At 69.8% G+C, this 21,423-nt stretch carries 17 protein-coding genes; 8 read left to right on the top strand and 9 right to left on the bottom strand.

Features of this window, described 5'->3' with window-relative positions:
* Positions 1 to 166 precede the first annotated feature (166 nt).
* Complete coding sequence (locus AC1UKG_RS24070) at positions 167 to 739, bottom strand: cob(I)yrinic acid a,c-diamide adenosyltransferase (protein WP_018745772.1); 573 nt, start codon at positions 737 to 739, stop codon at positions 167 to 169.
* Here AC1UKG_RS24070 and murA point away from each other — a divergent pair.
* Both murA and AC1UKG_RS24080 read left to right on the top strand, forming a co-directional pair.
* Positions 738 to 2,165 (top strand): UDP-N-acetylglucosamine 1-carboxyvinyltransferase, encoded by a 1,428-nt coding sequence (gene murA, locus AC1UKG_RS24075; protein ID WP_482642357.1) that lies wholly within the window; start codon positions 738 to 740, stop codon positions 2,163 to 2,165. The two genes, AC1UKG_RS24070 and murA, sit on opposite strands and share 2 nt — an antisense overlap.
* 112 nt (positions 2,166 to 2,277) lie before the next feature.
* Positions 2,278 to 3,129 (top strand): 3-hydroxyacyl-CoA dehydrogenase family protein, encoded by an 852-nt coding sequence (locus AC1UKG_RS24080; protein WP_018815062.1) that lies wholly within the window; start codon positions 2,278 to 2,280, stop codon positions 3,127 to 3,129.
* Positions 3,130 to 3,221: 92 nt separating this feature from the next.
* On the opposite strand, the gene AC1UKG_RS24085 is transcribed toward AC1UKG_RS24080, so the two are convergent.
* Both AC1UKG_RS24085 and AC1UKG_RS24090 read right to left on the bottom strand, forming a co-directional pair.
* A complete protein-coding gene (locus AC1UKG_RS24085) occupies positions 3,222 to 4,064 on the bottom strand; it encodes an ABC transporter permease (protein WP_018745769.1) in 843 nt (280 codons plus the stop codon).
* On the bottom strand, positions 4,061 to 4,909 hold the full coding sequence (locus AC1UKG_RS24090; protein WP_018745768.1) for an ABC transporter ATP-binding protein: 849 nt from the start codon (positions 4,907 to 4,909) through the stop codon (positions 4,061 to 4,063). The genes AC1UKG_RS24085 and AC1UKG_RS24090 overlap by 4 nt, the downstream gene beginning before the upstream one ends.
* Positions 4,910 to 5,015: 106 nt before the next feature.
* Here AC1UKG_RS24090 and AC1UKG_RS24095 point away from each other — a divergent pair, with 106 nt between their 5' ends.
* Positions 5,016 to 7,028 carry a protein meaA gene (locus AC1UKG_RS24095; protein WP_482642356.1) on the top strand — a complete coding sequence of 671 codons (2,013 nt, stop codon included), beginning with the start codon at positions 5,016 to 5,018 and terminating at the stop codon, positions 7,026 to 7,028.
* Between the two features lie 18 nt (positions 7,029 to 7,046).
* Positions 7,047 to 7,706, top strand: coding sequence for an endonuclease NucS (nucS, locus tag AC1UKG_RS24100; RefSeq protein WP_018815061.1), 660 nt, complete (start codon positions 7,047 to 7,049; stop codon positions 7,704 to 7,706).
* Positions 7,707 to 7,775: 69 nt separating this feature from the next.
* Here the strand turns inward: nucS and AC1UKG_RS24105 are convergent, their stop codons facing one another.
* Positions 7,776 to 9,272 carry an aldehyde dehydrogenase family protein gene (locus tag AC1UKG_RS24105; protein WP_026271652.1) on the bottom strand — a complete coding sequence of 499 codons (1,497 nt, stop codon included), beginning with the start codon at positions 9,270 to 9,272 and terminating at the stop codon, positions 7,776 to 7,778.
* 170 nt (positions 9,273 to 9,442) lie between these two features.
* Between AC1UKG_RS24105 and AC1UKG_RS24110 the strand changes: the two genes are divergently transcribed.
* From AC1UKG_RS24110 to AC1UKG_RS24120, 3 genes are all read left to right on the top strand, one after another.
* Complete coding sequence (locus AC1UKG_RS24110; RefSeq protein ID WP_018745764.1) at positions 9,443 to 11,233, top strand: 3-hydroxybutyryl-CoA dehydrogenase; 1,791 nt, start codon at positions 9,443 to 9,445, stop codon at positions 11,231 to 11,233.
* A 118-nt stretch (positions 11,234 to 11,351) separates the two neighbouring features.
* Positions 11,352 to 11,639, top strand: coding sequence for a hypothetical protein (locus tag AC1UKG_RS24115; RefSeq protein ID WP_018745763.1), 288 nt, complete (start codon positions 11,352 to 11,354; stop codon positions 11,637 to 11,639).
* Between the two features lie 71 nt (positions 11,640 to 11,710).
* A complete protein-coding gene (locus AC1UKG_RS24120) occupies positions 11,711 to 12,511 on the top strand; it encodes an alpha/beta hydrolase (protein ID WP_029124122.1) in 801 nt (266 codons plus the stop codon).
* On the opposite strand, the gene AC1UKG_RS24125 is transcribed toward AC1UKG_RS24120, so the two are convergent.
* The 5 genes from AC1UKG_RS24125 to mce all read right to left on the bottom strand — a co-directional run bounded on the left by AC1UKG_RS24125 (position 12,508) and on the right by mce (position 19,779).
* A complete protein-coding gene (locus AC1UKG_RS24125; protein WP_018745761.1) occupies positions 12,508 to 13,605 on the bottom strand; it encodes an AI-2E family transporter in 1,098 nt (365 codons plus the stop codon). The two genes, AC1UKG_RS24120 and AC1UKG_RS24125, sit on opposite strands and share 4 nt — an antisense overlap.
* Positions 13,606 to 13,708: 103 nt before the next feature.
* Positions 13,709 to 15,973, bottom strand: a complete 2,265-nt coding sequence (locus tag AC1UKG_RS24130) for a coiled-coil domain-containing protein (RefSeq protein WP_482642355.1) — start codon at positions 15,971 to 15,973, stop codon at positions 13,709 to 13,711.
* A 161-nt stretch (positions 15,974 to 16,134) separates the two neighbouring features.
* Positions 16,135 to 17,421: a DivIVA domain-containing protein gene (locus AC1UKG_RS24135; protein WP_018745759.1), complete on the bottom strand. Its 1,287-nt coding sequence runs from the start codon at positions 17,419 to 17,421 to the stop codon at positions 16,135 to 16,137.
* A gap of 298 nt (positions 17,422 to 17,719) precedes the next feature.
* Positions 17,720 to 19,075: a crotonyl-CoA carboxylase/reductase gene (gene ccrA, locus AC1UKG_RS24140; RefSeq protein WP_018815056.1), complete on the bottom strand. Its 1,356-nt coding sequence runs from the start codon at positions 19,073 to 19,075 to the stop codon at positions 17,720 to 17,722.
* 230 nt (positions 19,076 to 19,305) lie between these two features.
* Positions 19,306 to 19,779: a methylmalonyl-CoA epimerase gene (gene mce / locus AC1UKG_RS24145; protein ID WP_018815055.1), complete on the bottom strand. Its 474-nt coding sequence runs from the start codon at positions 19,777 to 19,779 to the stop codon at positions 19,306 to 19,308.
* Positions 19,780 to 20,195: 416 nt separating this feature from the next.
* Between mce and AC1UKG_RS24150 the strand changes: the two genes are divergently transcribed.
* Positions 20,196 to 21,395: an acetyl-CoA C-acetyltransferase gene (locus AC1UKG_RS24150; RefSeq protein WP_018745756.1), complete on the top strand. Its 1,200-nt coding sequence runs from the start codon at positions 20,196 to 20,198 to the stop codon at positions 21,393 to 21,395.
* Positions 21,396 to 21,423: the final 28 nt, after the last annotated feature.

Consider the following 21,423-nt stretch of genomic DNA (forward strand, 5'->3'; position numbering starts at 1 on the left):
CCCGTCGGCCCAGTGGTCTGAGGAACCCCCCGCCCATCAATCCTGCTGCTTCACCTCGCCGAGCTGCTGCTCGTAGACGCGGATGGTAGCCGGCAGGTCGGGTATGCAGACCTCGGCGTGGTGCGGCGCGCCGGTTCCCACACCGGCGCACCGGATGGTCGATCGGTCAGTGCTTGCCGCCGGGTACCCATAGCACATCTCCGGCCGGATTTGCCGTCCTTGACAGGATAAAGAGTAGATCGGAGAGCCGGTTGAGATACTTTGCCGGGAGCGTGCTGGTGCGGTCGGGGTCGTGGGTGATCAGGGCCCAGGCCGCACGCTCGGCGCGCCGGGCTACCGTCCGCGCAACGTGCAGGAGCGCCGCGCCAGCGGTGCCGCCGGGGAGGGTGAAGGAGTCGAGCTTGCTCAGGCGTGCGTTGTACGTGTCGCACCAGGCCTCAAGGCGCTCGATGTATGCCTCGGTGACCCGCAGCGGCGGGTACTTCGGGTTCGGCTCGACCGGCGTGGCCAGGTCGGCCCCCACGTCGAACATATCGTTCTGGATCGACCCCAGTATCGTGCGCAGCTCTTCGTCGAGTTGCCCGAGAGCAAGCGCCACGCCAATCGCCGCGTTGCACTCGTCTACGTCCGCGTACGCGGCGATCCGGGGATCGGTCTTCGGAACCTGCTCGTTGTTGCTCAGCCTGGTCGTGCCGGCGTCGCCGGCCTTGGTGTAGATGCGCGTGAGGTGGACGGCCATGACGCACAGCCTACGGACACCGGATCTGATGATCCCGGACCGGCCGGATCCCGCCTGGCTGAGCAGTCCGGGCGATGCCGGCGGCGCGGAGGTTGACGACGCTATTCGGGTACGGGGTGGCACCCGGATGACCGGCACCGTGCATGTGGTGGGCGCCAAGAACTCAGCCCTGAAGCTCATGGCGGCGGCGCTGCTGGCGCCGGGCCGTAGCGTCATCACCAACGTCCCACGAATCACCGATATCGCGATCATGGGAGAGGTGCTGCGCCGACTCGGGTGCGGGGTTCGGTTCGACGCGGACGAACCGGTGGACCCGATGGTGGCGTACGGCGGGGTTCCCCGCTCCCGGTCGGTGACCATTGATGTGCCGGAGAACCCCGGCATCGACGCGGACTGCGATCTGGTGCGCCGGCTGCGGGCGTCGATCTGCGTGCTCGGCCCCCTGCTGGCGCGTCGGGGATCTGTTCGGGTGGCCCATCCGGGCGGCGACGCGATCGGCTCGCGTGGGTTGGACATGCACATCGCCGGGCTCACCCGGATGGGCGCCGAGATCTCCGGTGAGCGCGGCTGCGTGGTCGCCACGGCCCCACACGGGCTGCGCGGCACCGAGATCGTGTTGGACTTCCCGAGCGTCGGCGCCACCGAGAACCTGGTGATGGCGGCGGTGCTCGCCCAGGGCACCACGGTCATCGACAACGCCGCCCGCGAACCGGAGATCGTGGACATCTGCACGATGCTCCAGCAGATGGGTGCGCTCATCGACGGTGCCGGTACCTCGACGTTGACCGTCGTCGGCGTGCCCGGGCTGCATCCGGTGCGGCACGCCACGGTGGGGGACCGGATCGTTGCAGGTACGTGGGCGTTCGGCGCGGCGATGACTCGGGGCGACGTGACGGTGACCGGCGCCTCCCCGACCTTCCTCGACATCGCCCTGGACAAGCTGGTCTCCGCCGGTGCGCTGGTGGAGACACGGCGGGACGCCTTCCGGATCCGGATGGTGGACCGACCCCGTGCGGTGGACGTGGTCACCCTGCCCTACCCCGGTTTCGCCACCGATCTGCTACCGATGGCGATCGGGCTGGCAGCGGTCAGCGACGGTGCCTCCCTGATCACCGAGAACATCTTCGACGGCCGGTTCATGTTCGCCAACGAGATGATGCGACTCGGCGCGGACATTCAGACCGACGGCCATCACGCCGTGGTCCGGGGGCGACAGCGGCTCTCCGGGGCGCTGGTGCGGGCAACCGACATCCGCGCCGGAGCGGGTCTCCTGATCGCGGGGCTCTGCGCTGAAGGGGTCACCGAGGTCTCCCAGGTGCACCATGTGGACCGGGGCTACCCGGACTTCGTGGCGGACCTGCGGGCCCTCGGCGTCGAGGTGGAGCGGGGTGGAACTGCCGACGGGGGTATCTCCCTCGGCCGGTGAGGGCGTCGGTGGGCTCGCGGGCCCTCACCGGCCGTCGCCCTGCCCTTAAGCTGCGTTCAGGTCTGCCGACTAGGGTGCAGGCAGACACCAATCGCAGTGAGGGAGTAAACAGATGGCGGGTCGACTCGCGGTCGTCGGTGCTGGCCTGATGGGCTCGGGAATCGCCCAGGTCGCGGCGCAGGCGGGCTGGCAGGTGACGTTGCGGGACCTGGACGACACAGCCACGAAGCGGGGCCTGGCGGGCATCCAGCGGTCGCTGGAGAAGTTCGCCGAGAAGGGGAAGATCTCGTCGGCCGACGCCGAGGCGGCACTCGGCCGGATCACCCCCACCACCGACCTTGCGGCTGCCGCCGACGCGGACATCGTCGTCGAGGCGGTCTTTGAGAAGCTCGAGCTCAAGCACGAGGTCTTCCGCGCGTTGGACAAGATCTGCAAGGCGGATGCGGTGCTCGCCACCAACACCTCGGCGATCCCGGTCACCCAGATCGCCACCGCCACCGACCGTCCCGAGTCGGTGGTCGGTACCCACTTCTTCTCTCCGGTGCCGATGATGAAGCTGTGCGAGTTGGTCCGCGGCTACAAGACCAGCGATGCCGCCATCGCCACGGCGAGGGCATTTGCCGAGGAGATCGGCAAGACGGTCGTGGTCGTCAACCGGGACACCGCCGGCTTCGTGACCACCCGGCTGATCTGCGCGTTGGCGATGGAGGCGGTCAGCCTGGTCGAATCCGGCGTGATCTCCGCCGAGGATCTGGACAACGCCTGCAAGCTGGGCTTCGGCCACGCCATGGGCCCGTTGGCGACGGTGGATCTGACCGGGGTGGATGTGCTGCTCAACGCCACCCGCAACATCTACACCGACACCGCCGACGAGAAGTTCTTCCCCCCGGAGCTGCTCCAGCGGATGGCCACCGCCGGTGACCTGGGCCGCAAGACCGGCCAGGGCTTCTACTCGTACGACTAGCCCGCCCGACCGGCAGTGAAGGGCCCCTTCGAGACAGCGGTCCGAAGGAGCCCTTCACCATCGCAGGGCTGACCTGGTCTTGTGGGCGCCCCTCAACCGTCGCGGCGGGTCGTCCAGCGGAAGGTGCCGAGGCAGAGCAGAAGCCCGATCACACACCAGGCGGCCAGCACCAGGGCGACCCGACCCAGCTCGTACGAGCCCCCCGGCTCCTGCCCGGCGAAGGTCTCCGGCAGGAAGACCGAGCGGAGCCCCTGACACATCCACTTGAGCGGGAAGAGCGCGGCCACCTGCTGCATCCAGCTCGGCAACTGGGTGAAGACGAAGAACACCCCGGAGGTGAACTGGAGGATGAGGGCGACCGGGGTGACCACCGCCGAACCGCTGCGGGCCGTCCGCGCCAACGAGGAGATCGCGATGCCGCAGAGCGTGCAGGCGGTGATGCCGAGGACGGAGACCCAGCCGAAGGTCAGCCACTTCGTGGCGGTGCCCGGCAGTTGTAGGTCGAACGCGGCGACCGAGACGGCGAGCAGCAGCGCGGTCTCGATGACGCCGATCACCACGACCATGATCACCTTGCCGGCGAAATACACCCACTTCGGCATCGGCGTGCCGCGGTAGCGCTTGAGCACGCCGCGGTCTCGTTCGATCGGAATCCAGATGCCGAGGTTCTGGAAGCTCACCGTCATCAGACCGGCGGCGATCATGCCGGTGATGAAGTACTGGGGAAAGCTCACTCCGGGCGCGATCTCGCCGTCGAAGACCGCGGCGAAGATCAGGATCATGATGATCGGGAATCCCATCGTGAACACGACGGACTCCCGGCTGCGCAGAAACTGGGTGAGCTCCAGCCGGCCCTGCCGCAGCGCGAGGGCGAGTGGGCCGGGCTGGTGGCCGGCTGCTCGGGCGGCCGTGGCGGGCTTCAACGTCGTGGTCATCGGTGTCCGATCATCTGCAGGTAGATGTCCTCGAGGGTTGGCCGGGTAACCGTGAGCCCGGGCACCTCACCGTCGAAGCGTGCGGCCAACTCCGTCACCAGCTCGGTGGGCGTCGCGCTCTCCGCGCTCTCGGTGATCCCCTCGGGCGTACGCCAGGAGACGGTCGCGTGCGCCTGCTGCCGGTCGCCCAGGTGTTCGGGGGCGGCTACCTCGACCAGTCGGCCGCCGGCGATCACCCCCACCCGGTCGGCGAGCGCCTCCGCTTCATCGAGGTAGTGCGTGGTCAGCACGATCGTCGTCCCGGCCGCCGCCAGATCCCGAATCAGCTGCCAGAACTCGCGCCGCGCCTCCGGGTCGAAGCCGGTGGTCGGTTCGTCGAGGAAGAGCAACTCAGGTCGGCCGATGATGCCGAGCGCCACGTCCAGGCGGCGCTTCTGCCCGCCGGAGAGGGTGTGGGTGCGGGCCTGGGCCTTGCCGGCCAGCCCGACCCGGGCGATCACCTTCTCCGGATCGTCGGCGTCGGCGTAGAAGCCGGCGAAGTGGTGGACCAGTTCGGAGACGCTGAGCTCGTCGAACTCACCGACGCCCTGGAGGACGATGCCGATCCGGTTGCGCCAGTCCGCGGCGGGGGTCGCCGGGTCGCTGCCGAGCACCGAGACCTCCCCGGCGTCACGTCGCCGGTAGCCCTCCAGGATTTCCACGGTGGTCGTCTTGCCGGCGCCGTTCGGGCCGAGGAGGGCGAACACCTCACCCCGGCGGACCTCCAGGTCCACCCCGGCCACGGCCACGTTCTTTCCGTACGCCTTGCGTAGCCCCCGCGCGACGATCGCGAGCTCGTTGTCCATGCAACAAGTGTGCTGCCCCCGCGCAACCGGTCGAGCTCCGGGGTGTGGTGGTCGCTGTGGAATTTTCCACAGCCCGCTCTACCCGTCAGTAACTTAGACTCCCGCCATGGACGAGAAGGCCCCCCCAGGTCGGCTGCCCGAGCGGGACCGTCCGTGGGTGATGCGAACCTATGCCGGGCACAGCTCGGCCGCGGCGACCAACGCGCTCTTTCGCCGCAACCTGGCGAAGGGGCAGACCGGGCTCTCGGTCGCCTTCGACCTGCCGACCCAGACCGGGTACGACCCCGATCACGAACTCGCCGCCGGAGAGGTCGGCCGGGTGGGGGTGCCGGTGGCGCACCTCGACGACCTGCGGGCTCTCTTCCAGGGCATTCCCCTGGCCGAGATGAATACCTCGATGACCATCAACGCGCCCGCGATGTGGCTGCTCGGCCTCTACAGCACCGTCGCCACCGAGCAGGGGGCGCGACTCGACCGCTGCGCCGGCACGACCCAGAACGACATCATCAAGGAGTACCTGTCCCGCGGGACGTACATCTTCCCGCCGGCAGCGTCCCTGCGGCTGACCGCCGACCTCGTCGCGTACACGCTCGGGGAGATGCCCCGGTGGAATCCGGTCAACATCTGCTCCTACCACCTTCAGGAGGCCGGCGCCACCCCGGTCCAGGAGGTCGGCTTCGCGCTCGCCACCGCGGTCGCTGTCCTTGATGCCGTCCGTGACTCGGCCCAGGTACCAGCCGAGCGGATGGGAGATGTGGTCCAGCGGATCAGCTTCTTCGTCAACGCCGGGGTGCGCTTCGTCGAGGAGATCGCCAAGATGCGTGCCTTCGGTGCGCTCTGGGACGAGATAACCCGCGATCGGTACGGCGTGGCGAACCCGAAGCAGCGCCGGTTCCGCTACGGCGTCCAGGTCAACTCGCTGGGGCTGACCGAGGCGCAGCCGGAGAACAACGTCCCACGCATCGTGCTGGAGATGCTCGGCGTGACCCTCTCCCAGAGTGCCCGGGCCCGGGCGGTGCAGCTCCCCGCCTGGAACGAGGCCCTTGGCCTGCCCCGCCCGTGGGACCAGCAGTGGTCGCTGCGAATGCAGCAGGTGCTCGCGTACGAGTCGGACCTGCTGGAGTACCCCGACCTGTTCGACGGCTCGCACCTGATGACGGCACTGGTTGACGACATCGTCTCCGGAGCCCGGACCGAGCTGGAGAAGGTGCTGGAGATGGGGGGAGTGGTCGCCGCGGTCGAGACCGGCTACCTGAAGAGCGCCCTGGTCGCCTCGCTCGCCGACCGGCGTCGCCGGATGGAGGCCGGCACCGATGTGGTGGTCGGCGTCAACCGGTTCACCGAGACCGAGCCCTCCCCACTGACCGCGGCCGGCGCCACGGCGATCGAACAGGTCGACCCGGCGGTGGAGGCAGCCGCCACGACGGCCGTACGTCACTGGCGGGCCAACCGGGACGCCGCGGCCGTGGACGCCGCGCTCGCCCGGCTCCGCGCGGACGCCGCGTCCACCACGAACCTGATGTCGGCCACGCTTGACTGCGTAGGCGTCGGCGTGACCACCGGTGAGTGGGCGGGCGCGCTGCGGGAGGTCTTCGGGGAGTATCGGGCCCCCACCGGCCTGTCCGCGGCGGTCGGTTCCGGCGCGGACGGCCCGCTGTCGGCGGTCCGGGCCCGGGTCGCCGCCACCGCGCGGCAACTGGGCAGTGGACGGCTGCGGCTGCTGGTCGGCAAGCCCGGTCTGGACGGGCACTCCAACGGTGCCGAGCAGATCGCGGTCCGGGCCCGAGACGCTGGCTTCGAGGTGGTCTATCAAGGCATCCGGCTGACCGCCGGGCAGATCGTGGCCGCCGCCGTGGAGGAGGACGTGGACCTGGTCGGCCTCTCGGTCCTCTCCGGCTCGCACCTGGCGGCTGTGCCAGCCGTCCTGGCAGGGCTGCGCGCCGCCGGTCGAGGCGATCTGCCCGTCGTGGTCGGCGGCATCATCCCGGAGGCGGACACGCAGACCCTTCGGGATGCCGGGGTCGTCCGGGTCTTCACGCCGAAGGATTTCGCGCTCACCGGGGTGATCAACGAGTTGGTGACCGTGGTTCGCCACGCCAACGGCCTACCGGAGCAGTAGCTCCGCTACCCTCGTCGGGTGCGGTTGGTGATTGCGAAGTGCTCTGTGGACTATGTTGGACGGCTCTCGGCCCACCTGCCGCCAGCCACCCGTCTGGTGATGGTGAAGGCGGACGGGTCGGTGTCGATCCACGCCGACGACCGGGCCTACAAGCCGCTGAACTGGATGAGCCCCCCGTGCCGGCTGGAGGAGGCCCCGGGCGTCTGGCGGGTGGTCAACAAGGCCGGTGAGGAGCTGCGGATCACCCTGGAGGAGGTCTTCCAGGACACCGCGTACGAGCTGGGTGTCGACCCGGGCCTGCGGAAGGACGGCGTGGAGGCGCACCTTCAGGAGCTACTGGCGGCGAGCCCGGAGACGTTGGGTGAGGGTTTCACGCTGGTGCGCCGGGAGTACATGACGGCGATCGGTCCGGTGGACCTGTTGTGCCGGGACGCGGCGCAGGGCGCCGTGGCGGTCGAGGTGAAGCGCCGCGGTGAGATCGACGGTGTGGAGCAGCTCACCCGCTACCTGGAACTGCTCAATCGGGACCCACTGCTCGCGCCGGTGCGGGGCGTCTTCGCCGCGCAGGAGATCAAGCCGCAGGCGCGGGTGCTCGCCACCGACCGGGGGATCCGCTGCGTGGTCGTGGACTACGACAAGCTGCGCGGCATCGAGCGGGACGAGCTGACCCTGTTCTGAGTCGTCCGCAGCTCACGGCCCGAGGGCAGGGGCTGCGCCCAGCGCGAAGGCAGGGCGGCCGGGGGCGGGTCAGCGGCCGTAGAAGCGCTTGGTGAGCTTGACCACCCGGGCGACGTCCGCGTCGGTGCGGTCGAAGGTCGTTGCGGGCAGCAGCGACCGGGCCCGGCGCCGGGTGATGGCCTTGGGGCGGGCGAACTCCCGCAGCCCGTCCGCGCCGTGGATCCGTCCGAAACCGGAGTCGCCCACGCCGCCGAAGGGCAGGGTGGACATCCCGGCGAAGGTCAGGGCCGAGTTCACCGAGGCCATTCCGGAACGCAGCCGCCGCGCGACCGCCATGGCCCGACGCCGGCCGAAGACCGAGCCCCCGAGCCCGTAGCGCAGCGCGTTGGTCCGGGCGACCGCCTCGTCCACGTCGCGGACCCGGTTGATAGTCAGGGTCGGGCCGAAGGTCTCCTCACGTACGGCGGCGGAGTCCTCCGGCACGTCCACCAGCACGGTCGGTCGTACGTACGGCGGCTGCACCGCGTCTGCCCCGCCGAGCACCGCCCGGCCGCCGCGCGCCAGCGCGTCGTCGATGTGCCGACGGATCACCTCCAGCTGGCTCGGCATGGTGATCGGGCCGATATCGGTGCCGTCGGTGCCCACGGTGAGTCGTCCGGCCCGCTCGACCACCCGGTCAACGAAGCGGTCGAAGACCCCCTCGACGGCGTAGACCCGCTCGATGCCGATGCAGGTTTGGCCGGCGTTGGTGAGACCGCCCCAGACCGCTGCCGCGGCCGCGGCGTCCAGGTCGGCGTCGCTGTCGACGATCATCGCGTCCTTCCCGCCGGCCTCGATGAGCACGGGGGTCAGGGACTCGGCGCAGGCGGCCATCACCTTTCGACCAGTAGCGGTGGACCCGGTGAAGGCCACCTTGTCGACCCCGGATCGGCACAGCGCCGCGCCGACGTCACCGAGGCCGTGCACCGCGGCGAACACCGGCTCCTCGGTGACGACCTCGGCGAAGCTGTCCACCAGCCATTGGCCGACGGCCGGGGTGTACTCGCTGGGCTTGAGGACTACGGCGTTGCCCGCGGCGAGGGCGTAGGCGATGGAGCCGATCGGGGTGAACACGGGGTAGTTCCACGGGCCGATCACGCCGACCACCCCGTACGGCTGGTATTCCAGGTGGGCGGAGAACTCGGCCAGCATCAGCCGGGACCGTACCCGGCGGGGGCCGAGCACCCGCTTGGCGTTGCGCGCGGCCCAGTCGATGTGTTCGACGGCGGTGACCACCTCGACGACGGCCTCGGCAACCGGCTTGCCGCCCTCGGCGTGCACCAGCTCGGCGAGTTCCTCGATCCGGGACGCCAGCCGGCTCCGCCAGCGAAGCAGCCGCTCCCGTCGGCCGGCGACGCCGAGCCCGGCCCACCACCCGCCGGCGGCACGGGCCTGGGCGACGGTTGCTTCGACATCGGCGGGGGACGCGACCAGCAGGCGCCCGGCCTCCGCGCCGGTCGCCGGGTTCGTCGACACGAGTCGACCGTCCTCGATCACCGGCGTGCCCGGAACATGTACAGCCGTCATGGCGGAAGTTTAGACCCGGCTTGCTACTCGCCGGTAGGGCAGGCGGTGCCCGCTTACTGTCGTGACATACCCCACGGCATCTCGACAACCCTGCGGCACGTGGCAGACTCGCGCGCATACCTTAGCGGCCGTTAACGCCGGCTGCATGGAGCTGACCAGGGAGGCTTGGCGTGACGCGCGAGTTCGCCAGTGTGGGTGTGGTGGGTCTGGGCACCATGGGTGCCGGCATCGTCGAAGTCTTCGCCCGAAACGGCATCGATGTCGTCGCCGTCGAGGTGACCGAGACAGCGCTGGAGCGCGGCCGGGCCACCCTGACCGGCTCGACCGACCGGGCGGTCGCCAAGGGCAAGCTCGCGGCGGCCGACCGGGACGCGCTCCTGGCCCGCGTTGACTGGCAGGTCGGGCTGGCGGCCCTGCACGCGGTCGACCTGGTGATCGAGGCCGTTCCCGAGCAGCTCGAACTGAAGCAGCGAATCTTTGCGGAGCTGGATCGGGTCTGCAAGCCCGAGACGGTTCTGGCCACCAATACCTCGTCGCTGTCGGTTACCGAGATCTCGGTGGCCACGACCCGCCCCAACCAGGTCATCGGCATCCACTTCTTCAACCCGGCGCCGGTCATGAAGCTGGTGGAGATCGTCCGGACGGTGGTCACCTCGGCCGAGGTCGTTGCCGACGTGGAAGGGCTCTGCGCACGGTTGGGCAAGGTCGATGTGACGATCAGCGACCGAGCTGGCTTCATCGCCAACGCCCTCCTCTTCGGCTACCTCAACCATGCGGTCAGCCTGCTCGAGACGCGGTACGCCAGCCGGGAGGACATCGACGCGGCGATGAAACTCGGCTGCGGTCTGCCGATGGGCCCGTTGGCGTTGATGGATCTGATCGGCCTGGACACCGCGTACGAGATTCTGGACACGATGTACCGGCGGGGCGGCCGGGACCGGCGACACGCCCCGGTGCCGCTGATCAAACAGATGGTCACCGCCGGGTTGCTCGGTCGGAAGTCGGGGCGCGGCTTCTACACCTACGAGCGGCCCGGTTCGCCGGTGGTCGTACCGGACGACCAGACGCCGGTGAGTGAGGAGTCGACGCTCGAGGCCCGCGCGCGGGGCATCGCGAAGGTGGGGGTGGTCGGTTCCGGGACGATGGCGACCGGCATCATCGAAGTCTTCGCCAAGGCTGGCTACGAGGTGGTCTCGGTGACCCGTGGGGCGGAGAAGTCCGCCAAACTCTTCGAGGCGGTCAAGACCTCGCTCAACAAGGGCGTGGTGCGGGGCAAGCTGGGCGAGGCCGACCGGGACGCCACGCTGGGCCGAATCACCTGGTCCGCGACGTTGGAGCACCTCGCCGACGTCGACCTGGTGGTCGAGGCGGTCGTTGAGGAGCTGAGTGTCAAGAAGGCGCTCTTCGCCAGCCTCGACGAGATCTGCAAGCCCGGTGTCGTTCTCGCCACCACCACCTCGTCGCTGCCGGTGATCGATGTTGCGATGGCCACCCAGCGTCCGGCGGACGTGGTCGGCCTGCACTTCTTCAACCCGGCGCCGGTCATGTCGCTGGTGGAGATCGTGCAGACCATCCGCACGTCGGTGGAGACCACCGCGACCGCGAAGGCGGTCTGCGGGGAGCTGGGCAAGACTGGTGTGGTCTGCGGTGACCGCTCCGGTTTCATCGTCAATGCGCTGCTCTTCCCCTACCTCAACGACGCGGTGAAGATGCTGGAGGCGAGCTACTCGACCGCCGACGACATCGATCATGCGATGAAGCTCGGCTGCGGATACCCGATGGGTCCGTTCGACCTGCTGGACGTGGTCGGCCTCGACGTGTCCCTGGCTATTCAGCGGGAGTTGTACCTGGAACTGCGCGAGCCGGGGTTCGCTCCCGCGCCGCTGCTGGAGCACCTGGTCACCGCCGGCTATCTGGGCCGGAAGACGGGCCGCGGCTTCCGCGATCACACTCGCCGCTGAGCGGCGGGGCAGGCGCGGGCGGGCCGGGTCGCCGGCCCGCCGACGCCGTAGGGCGTCGTCCCGCCGTACGCTGGAGGGTGTGAGCCCTCGTCGTAACCGATCCCGCCGGGATGAGAGCGTGCAGCCTGATTCCGCGCGGCTCCGGCAGGGGGTCGAGTCGGTGCAGCAGTGGCGGGACGGCGACTGGCAGGTGCGGTTGATCAGCGGCGGCGCGTCGGTGAAGACCTACCGTTGCCCCGGCTGTGACCAGGAGATCCGGCCCGGTGTGGCGCACGTCGTGGCGTGGCCCGCCCAGGGGTGGGGGGACCTGACCGACCGCCGGCACTGGCACAGCGGCTGTTGGCGGGCCCGGGACCGGCGGGCACCGATCGTGCAACGGGGCCGCGGTGCGCCCCGCCACGGCTGAGGCGTGATCTGGATCGCCGTCTTCCTGACCCCGCCCGGGTTGTCGGCCCGGTGACGGGGGAGACTGGGCGGGTGAGCACACCCATCCGCGCCTCGTCGATTCTGCCCGGTCGCCGGGAGGAGATCGAGCTACACACCGCTGACGGGCTGCGGCTCGTCGGTGAGCTGGCCCGCCCGGCCGACCGTGCGCCGGTCGCCACGCTGGTTTGCCTGCATCCGCTGCCCACCCACGGCGGGATGATGGACAGCCACGTGTTCCGCAAGGCCGCCTGGCGCCTGCCGGCCCTGGCGGACCTGGCGGTGCTGCGTTTCAACACCCGGGGCACGACCAGCATGCGCGGTACCAGCGCGGGGACGTTCGACAACGCGGTCGGCGAGCGGTACGACGTCGCCGCCGCCATCGAGTACGCGGAGTTCGAGGAGCTGCCGGAGATCTGGCTGCTGGGTTGGTCGTTCGGCACTGACCTGGCCCTGCGGTACGGCTGCGACCCGGCGGTGGCGGGTGCCCTCCTGCTCTCCCCGCCGCTGCGGTTCTCCGGGCCCGAGGACCTGGCGAGTTGGGCCGCCGCCGGTAAGCCGATCACGGCGCTGGTGCCGGAGTTCGACGACTACCTGCGGCCCGAGGCGGCGCGGGAGCGCTTCGCGGCCGTGCCGCAGGCGGAGGTGGTCGGGGTGCCGGGCGCCAAACACCTCTGGGTCGGTGACGCCGAGACCGTCCTCGACGAGATTGTCCGGCGGGTCAATCCCACCGTCTCCGTGCCGCTGCCGAGCACCTGGGACGGCCCGGTGGAGACCGGCGATGCCAGCGCCTACGCCGATCGCACGGTGGCGGCCTTCGCCGACCGGCCGGTGCCGGGCCCCGCAGCCGACTAGCGGGAGTCCTGGCGCGGGATAACCACCTCGCGCAGGATCAGCTGGAACGCCGCGACGGTGGGGATCGCGATGAGGGCGCCCACCACGCCGATCAGGGCAACTCCGAGCAGCGCCGCCACCAAGGCGGCTACCTCGTTGACCTGCACCGATCGGCGCATCACCTTGGGGTAGATCAGGTAGTTCTCCACCTGCTGGTAGATGAGGAAGAACAGCACGCAGGCGATCCCCACCGGTAGGTCGGTGGCGAAGCCGACCAGGCTCACGATCACCGCCCCGAGCGTGGCACCGATCTGCGGGATCAGGTCGGTCACCGCCACCACGACGGCCAGGGCGAACGGGTACGGCAACTCGGTGATCAACGCGAAGACGAAGGTGGTGGTACCGGCGAGGAGGGCGATGATGAGCGCTCCGACGATGTACGCGCCGACCTTGGCGATGATTTCGTCGCCGATGAGGCGTACCCGATCCCGACGGGACCGGGGGACGAGCGCGTACCCGAGCGACCGCAGCTGGTTGAAGTACGCCAGGAAGTAGATGGTGAGTACGAGCACGGTCAGGGTCCGGAAGGCGGTGCCGAAGATGAGCTGGGCGCCGCCGAGTACTCCGCCGAGTGCCGAGCCGAGGGTGCCGCTCTCCGCGACCTGCTGTGCCCTTTCCACCAGGTCGTACCGCTCGACCAGCTCGTTGATGGTCTCATTGCGCCGCAGCGTCTCCAGGTAGCCGGGGAACTGCTCGATGAACTCGTTGGACTGCGTGATGATCGGTGGCACCAGGGCGACCGCGCCGCTGCACAGCAGGAGGAACAGGGTCAGCATGACGACCGCGACCGCCAGCCCGTGGGGCAGCCCGAGTCGGCGTAGCCGCGCCACCGCCGGATAGAGCCCGACGGCGAGGAAGAGCGCGATCACGACGGGGACGAGGAGGCCGGCACCGTTGCGCAGGCCGAGGAAGAGGGCGTAGGCCAGCAGCGCGCCGAGCCCGCCGGTGAAGCCGACGAGGAAGCTGCTGCGCCGCAGGGGCAGCCCCGGCACGCCGAACCGCCCGGACCCCTGGTCGGCGCGGTGCTGCTGCGACTCCGGCTCGCCCGGTGCCACCGGAGGTCAGGCCGCCCGCCCAGCGCCGTGGCCGGCCCGCCACGGCTCGCTCCGTCGTCGACAGCGGCGAGCCTGGCCCGGAAGCGCCCTCCAGCCGGCCGGCTCAGTCCTTGTCAACGACGACCTTGCTCGGCTTGGAACTGCGCTCGTCGGTGGTGGGCTTCGCCGGTCGGTTGTTGTTCTCGCCGGTGCTGGTGATCTTTGTGGGGGAGGCTGCCCGACCCCCTTCCCCCGGCACGGCCGCGACGGTCGGCTCACCGTCCACCCCGGCGCTGGCCTCATCACCGTCCTTCGTGGTGACCGACTTCACGCTACCCTTCGCGGACTCGTCACCAGCCGGCTCGATCCGCCCGTGGGCCGGCTGACCGGCGTCCGCCGGTTCGACCTTCCCCACTCCGGCCCGGGCGCCGGCGGGTGGCGCCGGTGCGGCCGTGGGGGCCCGACCGTTGTCGGATTCGCTGCCGGCGGGTCCGACCGGCGTGGGCTTCGCCGCACCGGTCAACTCCAGCCGCAGTTCTGCCACCTGTCGCTGCAGGTCGTCGGACTCCTGGCGGGATCGCCAGGTCTCCTGCCGCAGATCAGCGAGCTGCTGCTGCGCCTGCGCGATTTCCAGCATCACCTGGGCGAGCTGCTGCCGGCCGGTCGCCGCCTCCTGCTGCGTCGCCGCCAGGTGCTGTTGGGTGGTGGCCAGGGCCTGCTGGGTGGTAGCGGCGTACTCCTCGAACTGGCGTCGGGAGGTGGCGGCGTACTCGTCGGCGGTACGGCGTTGCTCGGCCGCCGCCTCCTCGGCCTGGCTCAGCAGCGCCGATGCTTCCTGGTCCGCACGCTCGCGTAGGGCCTGGGCATCCTGCTCGGCGGTCCGCCGGATGCGCTCGGCGGCACCCTCGATCTCGTCTCGGCGGGCCGTGTACGTGGACTCCAACTCGGTTTTGCGCGAGGTGAACTCGGTTTCCAGCTCCTGCTGTCGGGTCGTGAACTCGGTTTCCAGCTCCTGCTGTCGGGTCGTGAACTCGGTTTCCAGCTCCTGCTGTCGGGTCGTGAACCCGGACTCCAGCTCCTGCTGTCGGCTCGTGTACTGCTGCTCCAACTCGGCATGCCGGGACTCGTGCCGCTGCTCCAACTCGTCGCGGCGGCTGGCGAACTCCTGGTCATCGGCGGCCCGGCGCTGGGCCAACTCGCGGTCTGCCGCCGCCCGGCGGTTGTTGACCTCCTTCTCCACCCCCGCCCGCCAGGCTCCCAGCTCCTGCTGTGTCTGGGCTCGGGTTTGCCGGGCATACTCCTCGGTCTCGGTGCGCGTCTGCTGCGCGAATGCCTCGGCCTCGGTCCGCTGCCGCTTCGCCGCGTCGGCGGCCTGTTTGGCGAGCAGCTCCGCCTCCTGACGGGCCTTTGTGTGGGTGGCGCGGCCGGCGGTGCTGGCGTCGTCGAGGATCTGCTTGGCCTCCTGCTGGGCCTTGGCGTGGGTAACCCGGCTCGCCTCGGTCGCCTGCTCCACGAGGCGTCCGGCCTCCTCCTGCGCCTTGGCTTGCACCTCCTTGGCGGCCTCCCGCAGCTCGGTCGCGTCCTGCTGAGCCTTGGCCTGCGCCTCGCGGGCCGCCTCGCGCAGCTTCGTCGCCTCCTGCTGGGCCCGCGTGTGCACCTCTTTCGCGGTGTCCCGCAACTGGGTAGCTTCCTGCTGGGCCTTCGTCAGCGCCTCCTGCGCGGTCTCGCGTAGCCGGGCGGCCTCCTCGGTCGCGGCTCTGACCGCGGCGTCTGCCTGCTCGGTTGCGGTTTTGACCGTGACGTCTGCCTGTTCGGCTGCGGCCTTGACCCGGGCGTCGGCCTCCTCGGTCGCGGCCTTTACCGCCGCATCGGCCTGCGCGGTCGCGGCTTTGACGGCGGCGTCTGCCTCCGCCTTCCGAGCCGCGGTGTGCCGCTCCTCCTCGGCGCGGCGAGCGGCCAGCGCCAGCTTGAAGTCCTCGAGGGCTTTGGCTGCCTCCGCCCGCGCCTCGTCGATGAGGTGCTCGGCGACTGCTCGACGGGAGTCGATCTCCTTGTTCGCCGCGGCGAGGATCTCTTCGGCCTGTTCCTCGGCGAGGGTGAGGACCTGCTCGACGCGGGGTCCAAGGTGCCGGAAGGAGGCGCGGTCCACCAAGCCAACCTGCTTGCGCACCTGGGCGAGATCCCGCTGGAGCACCTCCACCTGGCCGGCCAGCTTATGGATTTGGGTGTAGGCCTGCTCTCGCTCGGCGGTCAGGGTGGCGATCTCGTGCTCGGCGCGAGCGACGTACCGATCGACCTGCCCCTTCACGTACCCCCGCAGGCCGGCCTCGAAGCTGGGCTCCGTGGTCACATCCCCGCCGAGAGCGAACAGTTCCTCGCCGTTCGACATGCCCCCATCCTCACACGCAATTGGCCCTCTTGGGGCGATACGGACTCGTCGGATGCAGCGGTTTAACCGGTGCGATCCGGACTTGGAACGACGTACGGCGCGGGGCGACACCGGATGTCCAGCGTCGCCCCGCGCGGTGGAACAGGCCCCAGCTGAGTTGGTCAGCTGGAGGATTCGGTGCTCTCGCTCTGCTTCGCCTCCACGGTGGCCTCCGACTTTGCCTCCGTGGCGGCGGCCACAGCGGAGGCCGCCGCCGCCGCGGCGTCCGGGCCGGTACCCGGGACGATGCCGGCGAGCCCGGAGAGCATCTGGCCGAGCTGGGAGGTGACCGCGTCCTTCTGGCGGGTCAGATCCTCGACCTCGCGGCGGGCCGTCTGAGTAGCCAGGTCGGCCTCGGTGCGGGCCTCGGTGAGCAGGCGCTCTGCCTCGGTCTTCGCCTCGTTCAGGCTCTTCTCGGCGACCGACTTGGCTTCTTCGACCGTGTCGTGGGCGGTGCGTTCCGACTCGACCCGCCGCGCTTCGGCGCGCTGCTCGATCTCCTTGGCCCGCTCCTGGGCGGCCCGGGCCCGCTCCTCGGCCTCATTGACCAGCTTCTGGGTCTGGGCGACCTGGGTGGCGTGCCGCTCCGACTCCTCGCGCTCGGCCTTCTCCCGCCGCTCGGCCAGCTGCAGCTCAAGGGCCTGCAGGTCCTTGTCGCGCTTGTCCCGCGCGTCGGTGAGGAGCTTCGTCGCCTCGGCGCGCTTCTCCTCGGCTTCGCGGGCGGCCTTCGCCCGCTGTTGGGTGATCTCCCGCTCCGCGGTCGCGCGGAGGGTGGACACCTCCCGCTCGACGGTGGATTTCAGCTCGGCGACCTCGTGCGCGGTGACCGTGCGCAGCTGCTTGGTCTCCCGGTCGGCATCGGCCCGCAGCGTGTCGGCCTCGCGGCGGGCCTGGACCCGGACCTCGGCCGCCTCCCGCTCCGCGGCGGTCCGGACGTTGCCCGCCTCCCGCTCCGCGGTGGCCTTCATCGCCGCCACCTCGGCCCGAGCCTTGTCAGTGATCTCCCGTGCCTCGAGGCGGGCGGCGGAGAGAATGCCCTCGGACTCCCGCTTCGCCTCGTTGCGGTGGTCGTTGGCGTGCTCCTCGGCGAGCCGGAGGATCTGCTCAACGCGGGTGCCGATGCCGGAGAGGGTCGGCCGATTGTTCTCTTCGAGTTGCTTGCTGGCCTCGGAGAGCTTCTGCTCGAGGGCGGTCATCCGCTGCTCGGCCTGGCGGAGCCGGCGCTGCGCGTCGTTCATCCGCTGCTCGGCCTCGGCGCGGGCCTGCTCGGACTGGGTCAGCGCGGCGCTCATCCGACCAAGGAAGTCGTCAACCTGCCCGGTGTTGTAGCCGCGTAGGCCGACCGTGAAGTCCGGCTGGGTGTTCGCGTTATCGAAGAACGCAAGAGGGGAGGACTGCTGCTGGGGCATTGGGACATACTGGCAGACGACCTGGGGGCCTTCGCAAGAGCGCCCCGACCTTTGCCATCCTCATTACAGGGTCAGCCCGGGTGGGGCACAGTCACCGGAGCAATCGGCGATCTTGGCAGCTCCCGGCGCCGTGACAGTCTGAAGTGGGCTCTGGAAATGGGGCCGTGAGCAAGGATCCGCGGCCCCATTCCGTTCTGAGCCGGTATCGGGGTATCCGGTATCGTTCGAATGGGCGTCCAGGCCAGCGAAAGGAAAGGCAATCCAGCCGCCACATTGGTGGCGACCCTTGCCCGTCTGATCAGTGACCGCGGAACCGGTTGATCGCTGCCTCGTGCCGCCCGCGGAACTCGGGGTCGCGCACACCGAGGCCGTCGGCCGGAGCAAGGCAGCGGACCCCGACCTTTCCCTGGTGCGCATTCCGGTGCACCTCATACGCGGCCTGGCCGGTCTGCTCCAGGCTGTAGGTCTTTGACACGGTTGGGTGGATCTTGCCGAGCGCGATCAGCCGGTTCGCTTCCCACGCCTCGCGGTAGTTCGCGAAGTGGCTGCCGACGATCCGCTTGAGGTGCATCCAGAGGTAGCGGTTGTCGTACTGGTGTTGGTAGCCGCTCGTCGAGGCGCAGGTGACCACGGTGCCACCGCGTTTGGTGACGAAGACGCTCGCTCCGAAGGTCTCCCGCCCCGGGTGCTCGAAGACGATGTCGGGGTCCTCGCCGCCGGTCAGCTCGCGAATGCGCTCACCGAAGCGGCGCCACTCGCCCGGGTCCTGAGTCTGCTCGTCCTGCCAGAACCGAAAGCCTTCGGCGGCTCGGTCGATCACCAGCTCCGCGCCCATCCGTCGGCACAGCTCCGCCTTTTCCGGCGAGGAGACCACGCAGACCGGAATCGCTCCGCCGGTGAGTGCCATCTGGGTGGCGTAGCTGCCCAGGCCCCCGGAGGCCCCCCAGATCAGCACGACATCCCCCTGCTTCATGTTGGCGCCGTGGTGGGAGACGAGCTGTCGGTACGCGGTGGAGTTGACCAGCCCCGGGCTCGCCGCCTCCTCCCAGCTGAGGTGGCGGGGCTTCGGCATGAGCTGGTTGGCCTTGACGATCGCCAGCTCGGCCAGACCGCCGAAGTTGGTCTCGAAGCCCCAGATCCGCTGCTGTGGGTCGAGCATGGTGTCGTCGTGACCGGCGGCCTCCTCCAGTTCCACCGAGAGGCAGTGGGCGACGACCTCGTCACCGGCCTGCCACCGGGTAACCCCGGGGCCGGTGCGCAGCACGACGCCGGCCGCATCCGAACCGACCACGTGGTACGGCAGGTCGTGTCGCCTGGTCTCCTCGGAGAGTCGGCCGTAGCGCTGGAGGAACTTGAAGGTCGGCAGTGGTTCGAAAATGCTCGTCCACACCGTGTTGTAGTTGATGGCGCTGGCCATCACCGCGACCAGTGCCTCGCCCGGACCAGGTTGCGGGGTCGGCACCTCCTGGACGTGTAGCGCCTTGCGCGGGTCTTTGTCCCGGGTGGCCATTCCGTCGAAGATCTGTGTTTCTTCGGCGCGTACGACGACGCCTCGGTAGGACTCTGGAATCGGGAGCCGGGCAACACCAGTGAGTTCACGTTCGGGCTGCGCCGAACCCTCCGCGGCCATGATCGTTTCGAGGATGTCCTGCACTTCGACCTCCCGTTCGTCTGCCCCGCCCGTCGCCGGCAGGGGTGTGTGCCATCGTCGGCGCCCGGCGTGTCGGTCACCCGTCTCGGTATCGACGCATCCGACATCGACCGCGCTGTTGTGGAGGCGGACGTTACTGAACGGTAGCTATGCTCGGAAGTGCTCTGTGAAAAAGTGCATCGATTGGCGGGGTGGGCCCTCCCGGCGGGGAGCAGGGGCGGGCCCACCCGGGCTCAGTGGTCCGCCGCGGGCTCGACCAGTTCGACCAGGACGCCACCGGCGTCCTTCGGGTGGACGAAATTGATCCGGGAGTTCGCGGTGCCCCGCCTCGGCTGCTCAAACAGCAGGCGGAGACCCCGCTCGCGCAGCTTCGCGCAAGCTACGTCGATGTCGGCGACCGTGTACGCGACCTGCTGCACGCCCGGACCCTGTCGGTCGAGGAACCGCGCGATTGTGGACGCCGGCGAGAGTGGGGCGAGCAACTGCACGCAGCCGCCGGCGGCGGTCGGGCCGACCGCCAGCATCGCCTCGCGGACGCCCTGCTCCTCGTTGGTCTCGGTGTGTACGCACCGCATGCCGAAGGCGCGCTGGTAGAAGTCGATCGCCTCGTCCAGGTCGGGTACGGCGATACCGACGTGGTCGATGCGACGTAGTCCGATGTCTGTGCCGTAGTCCGCAGCGGACTCGACGGGTGGATTCTCGGCCATGAGGTCAGTCTGGCCGAAACGCGTGCGCGGGGAGCGTGGCCGGTTGGCTATCTCACGGAAGGCGAGAACTTCTTCGGCCGGTTCGGCAGCGGGCCCACCGCCAGCAGGTGTCGACCCCACGCCGCGGGAGGGCCGTCCCGCGGTCACCCGTGCCGGTGGACCGGTGGCGGCGGGGCCCGGGGTGCCGGGGTGGCGGTCGGTGCGCGCGTGACTGGGCGCGAACCGCTACGCTGTCCGGGCGGTCGCTGAGAAGTGTCGTTCCCCGCAACCGGCGGGCGACGAGTGGCCGTGCACCGGGCTGGCCCCACCGCGCGTCGTCGATGTGCGCGGGGTCACCGTCGCCGATCTGTTCCCAGAAGCTAAGGTGCGTCCTAACAATCGTTAAGGCGTACAGGTCGGGACCCTCGGAGGCAGGTATGGCTTCGGTGATCGTCAGCGGCGCTCGAACCCCGATGGGGCGACTGCTGGGAAATCTCAAGGATCTTTCCGCGACCCGGCTTGGTGGCGTGGCGATCAAGGCGGCGCTGGAGCGTGCCGAGGTCGCCCCGGACCAGGTCCAGTACGTGATCATGGGGCAGGTGCTTCAGGCGGGCGCCGGTCAGATTCCGGCCCGGCAGGCAGCCGCCGAGGCGGGCATCCCGCTCTCCGTTCCGGCGCTGACCATCAACAAGGTCTGCCTCTCCGGGCTGGACGCGATCGCCCTGGCTGACCAGTTGATCAGGGCTGGGGAGTTCGACATCGTCGTGGCTGGCGGCATGGAGTCGATGACCAACGCCCCGCATCTGCTGTTGGGCCAGCGGGGTGGCTACAAGTACGGCGACGTGGTGATCAAGGATCACATGGCCCTCGACGGGCTCACCGACGCCTGGGACTGCTGCTCGATGGGGGAGTCGACCGAGCGGCACGGCAGTACCAAGGGGATCAGCCGCGCAGAGCAGGACGCCTTCGCCGCGGGAAGCCACCAGCGGGCCGCCGCAGCCCAGAAGAATGGGCACTTCACCGAAGAGATCGCCCCGGTCGTTCTCCCGCAGCGCAAGGGCGAGCCGCTGGTGATCAGTGAGGACGAGGGCATTCGTCCGGACGCCACCGCGGAATCGCTGGCGAAGCTGCGCCCGGCCTTCGCCCCGCAGGGCAGTATCACCGCCGGCAGTTCGTCGCCGATCTCCGACGGGGCTGCCGCCGTCGTGGTGATGAGTAAGGCCAAGGCCAAGGAACTGGGGCTGACCTGGCTGGCCGAGATCGGTGCGCACGGCAACGTCGCCGGTCCGGACAACTCGCTGCACTCGCAGCCGTCCAATGCGATCGGCCACGCGCTCCGGAAGGCGGGCCTCACCATCAATGATCTGGATCTAATCGAGATCAACGAGGCGTTTGCGCAGGTGGGCATTCAGTCAACCCGTGACCTCGGGATCAGCCCGGACAAGGTCAACGTCAATGGCGGTGCGATCGCCCTGGGACATCCGATCGGTATGTCCGGTGCCCGGCTGGTCCTGACCCTGGCGCTGGAGCTCAAGCGGCGCGGTGGCGGCACCGGTGCGGCGGCGCTCTGCGGCGGTGGTGGCCAGGGCGACGCGCTGATCATCCACGTCCCAGCGGAGGCCGAGAGTCAGGGGTGAGCCAGATCGGCGAGTCCCGTGGTCGGGA

It is taken from the genome of Salinispora sp. CH2A1_6 (assembly GCF_056820975.1).

Coding starts and splice junctions, on each gene's coding strand:
- murA (WP_482642357.1), top strand. CDS start 738: ATGACGCACAGCCTACGGACACCGGATCTGATGATCCCGGACCGGCCG.
- AC1UKG_RS24070 (WP_018745772.1), bottom strand. CDS start 739: ATGGCCGTCCACCTCACGCGCATCTACACCAAGGCCGGCGACGCCGGC.
- AC1UKG_RS24080 (WP_018815062.1), top strand. CDS start 2,278: ATGGCGGGTCGACTCGCGGTCGTCGGTGCTGGCCTGATGGGCTCGGGA.
- AC1UKG_RS24085 (WP_018745769.1), bottom strand. CDS start 4,064: ATGACCACGACGTTGAAGCCCGCCACGGCCGCCCGAGCAGCCGGCCAC.
- AC1UKG_RS24090 (WP_018745768.1), bottom strand. CDS start 4,909: ATGGACAACGAGCTCGCGATCGTCGCGCGGGGGCTACGCAAGGCGTAC.
- AC1UKG_RS24095 (WP_482642356.1), top strand. CDS start 5,016: ATGGACGAGAAGGCCCCCCCAGGTCGGCTGCCCGAGCGGGACCGTCCG.
- AC1UKG_RS24105 (WP_026271652.1), bottom strand. CDS start 9,272: ATGACGGCTGTACATGTTCCGGGCACGCCGGTGATCGAGGACGGTCGA.
- AC1UKG_RS24130 (WP_482642355.1), bottom strand. CDS start 15,973: ATGTCGAACGGCGAGGAACTGTTCGCTCTCGGCGGGGATGTGACCACG.
- AC1UKG_RS24135 (WP_018745759.1), bottom strand. CDS start 17,421: ATGCCCCAGCAGCAGTCCTCCCCTCTTGCGTTCTTCGATAACGCGAAC.
- mce (WP_018815055.1), bottom strand. CDS start 19,779: ATGGCCGAGAATCCACCCGTCGAGTCCGCTGCGGACTACGGCACAGAC.
- AC1UKG_RS24150 (WP_018745756.1), top strand. CDS start 20,196: ATGGCTTCGGTGATCGTCAGCGGCGCTCGAACCCCGATGGGGCGACTG.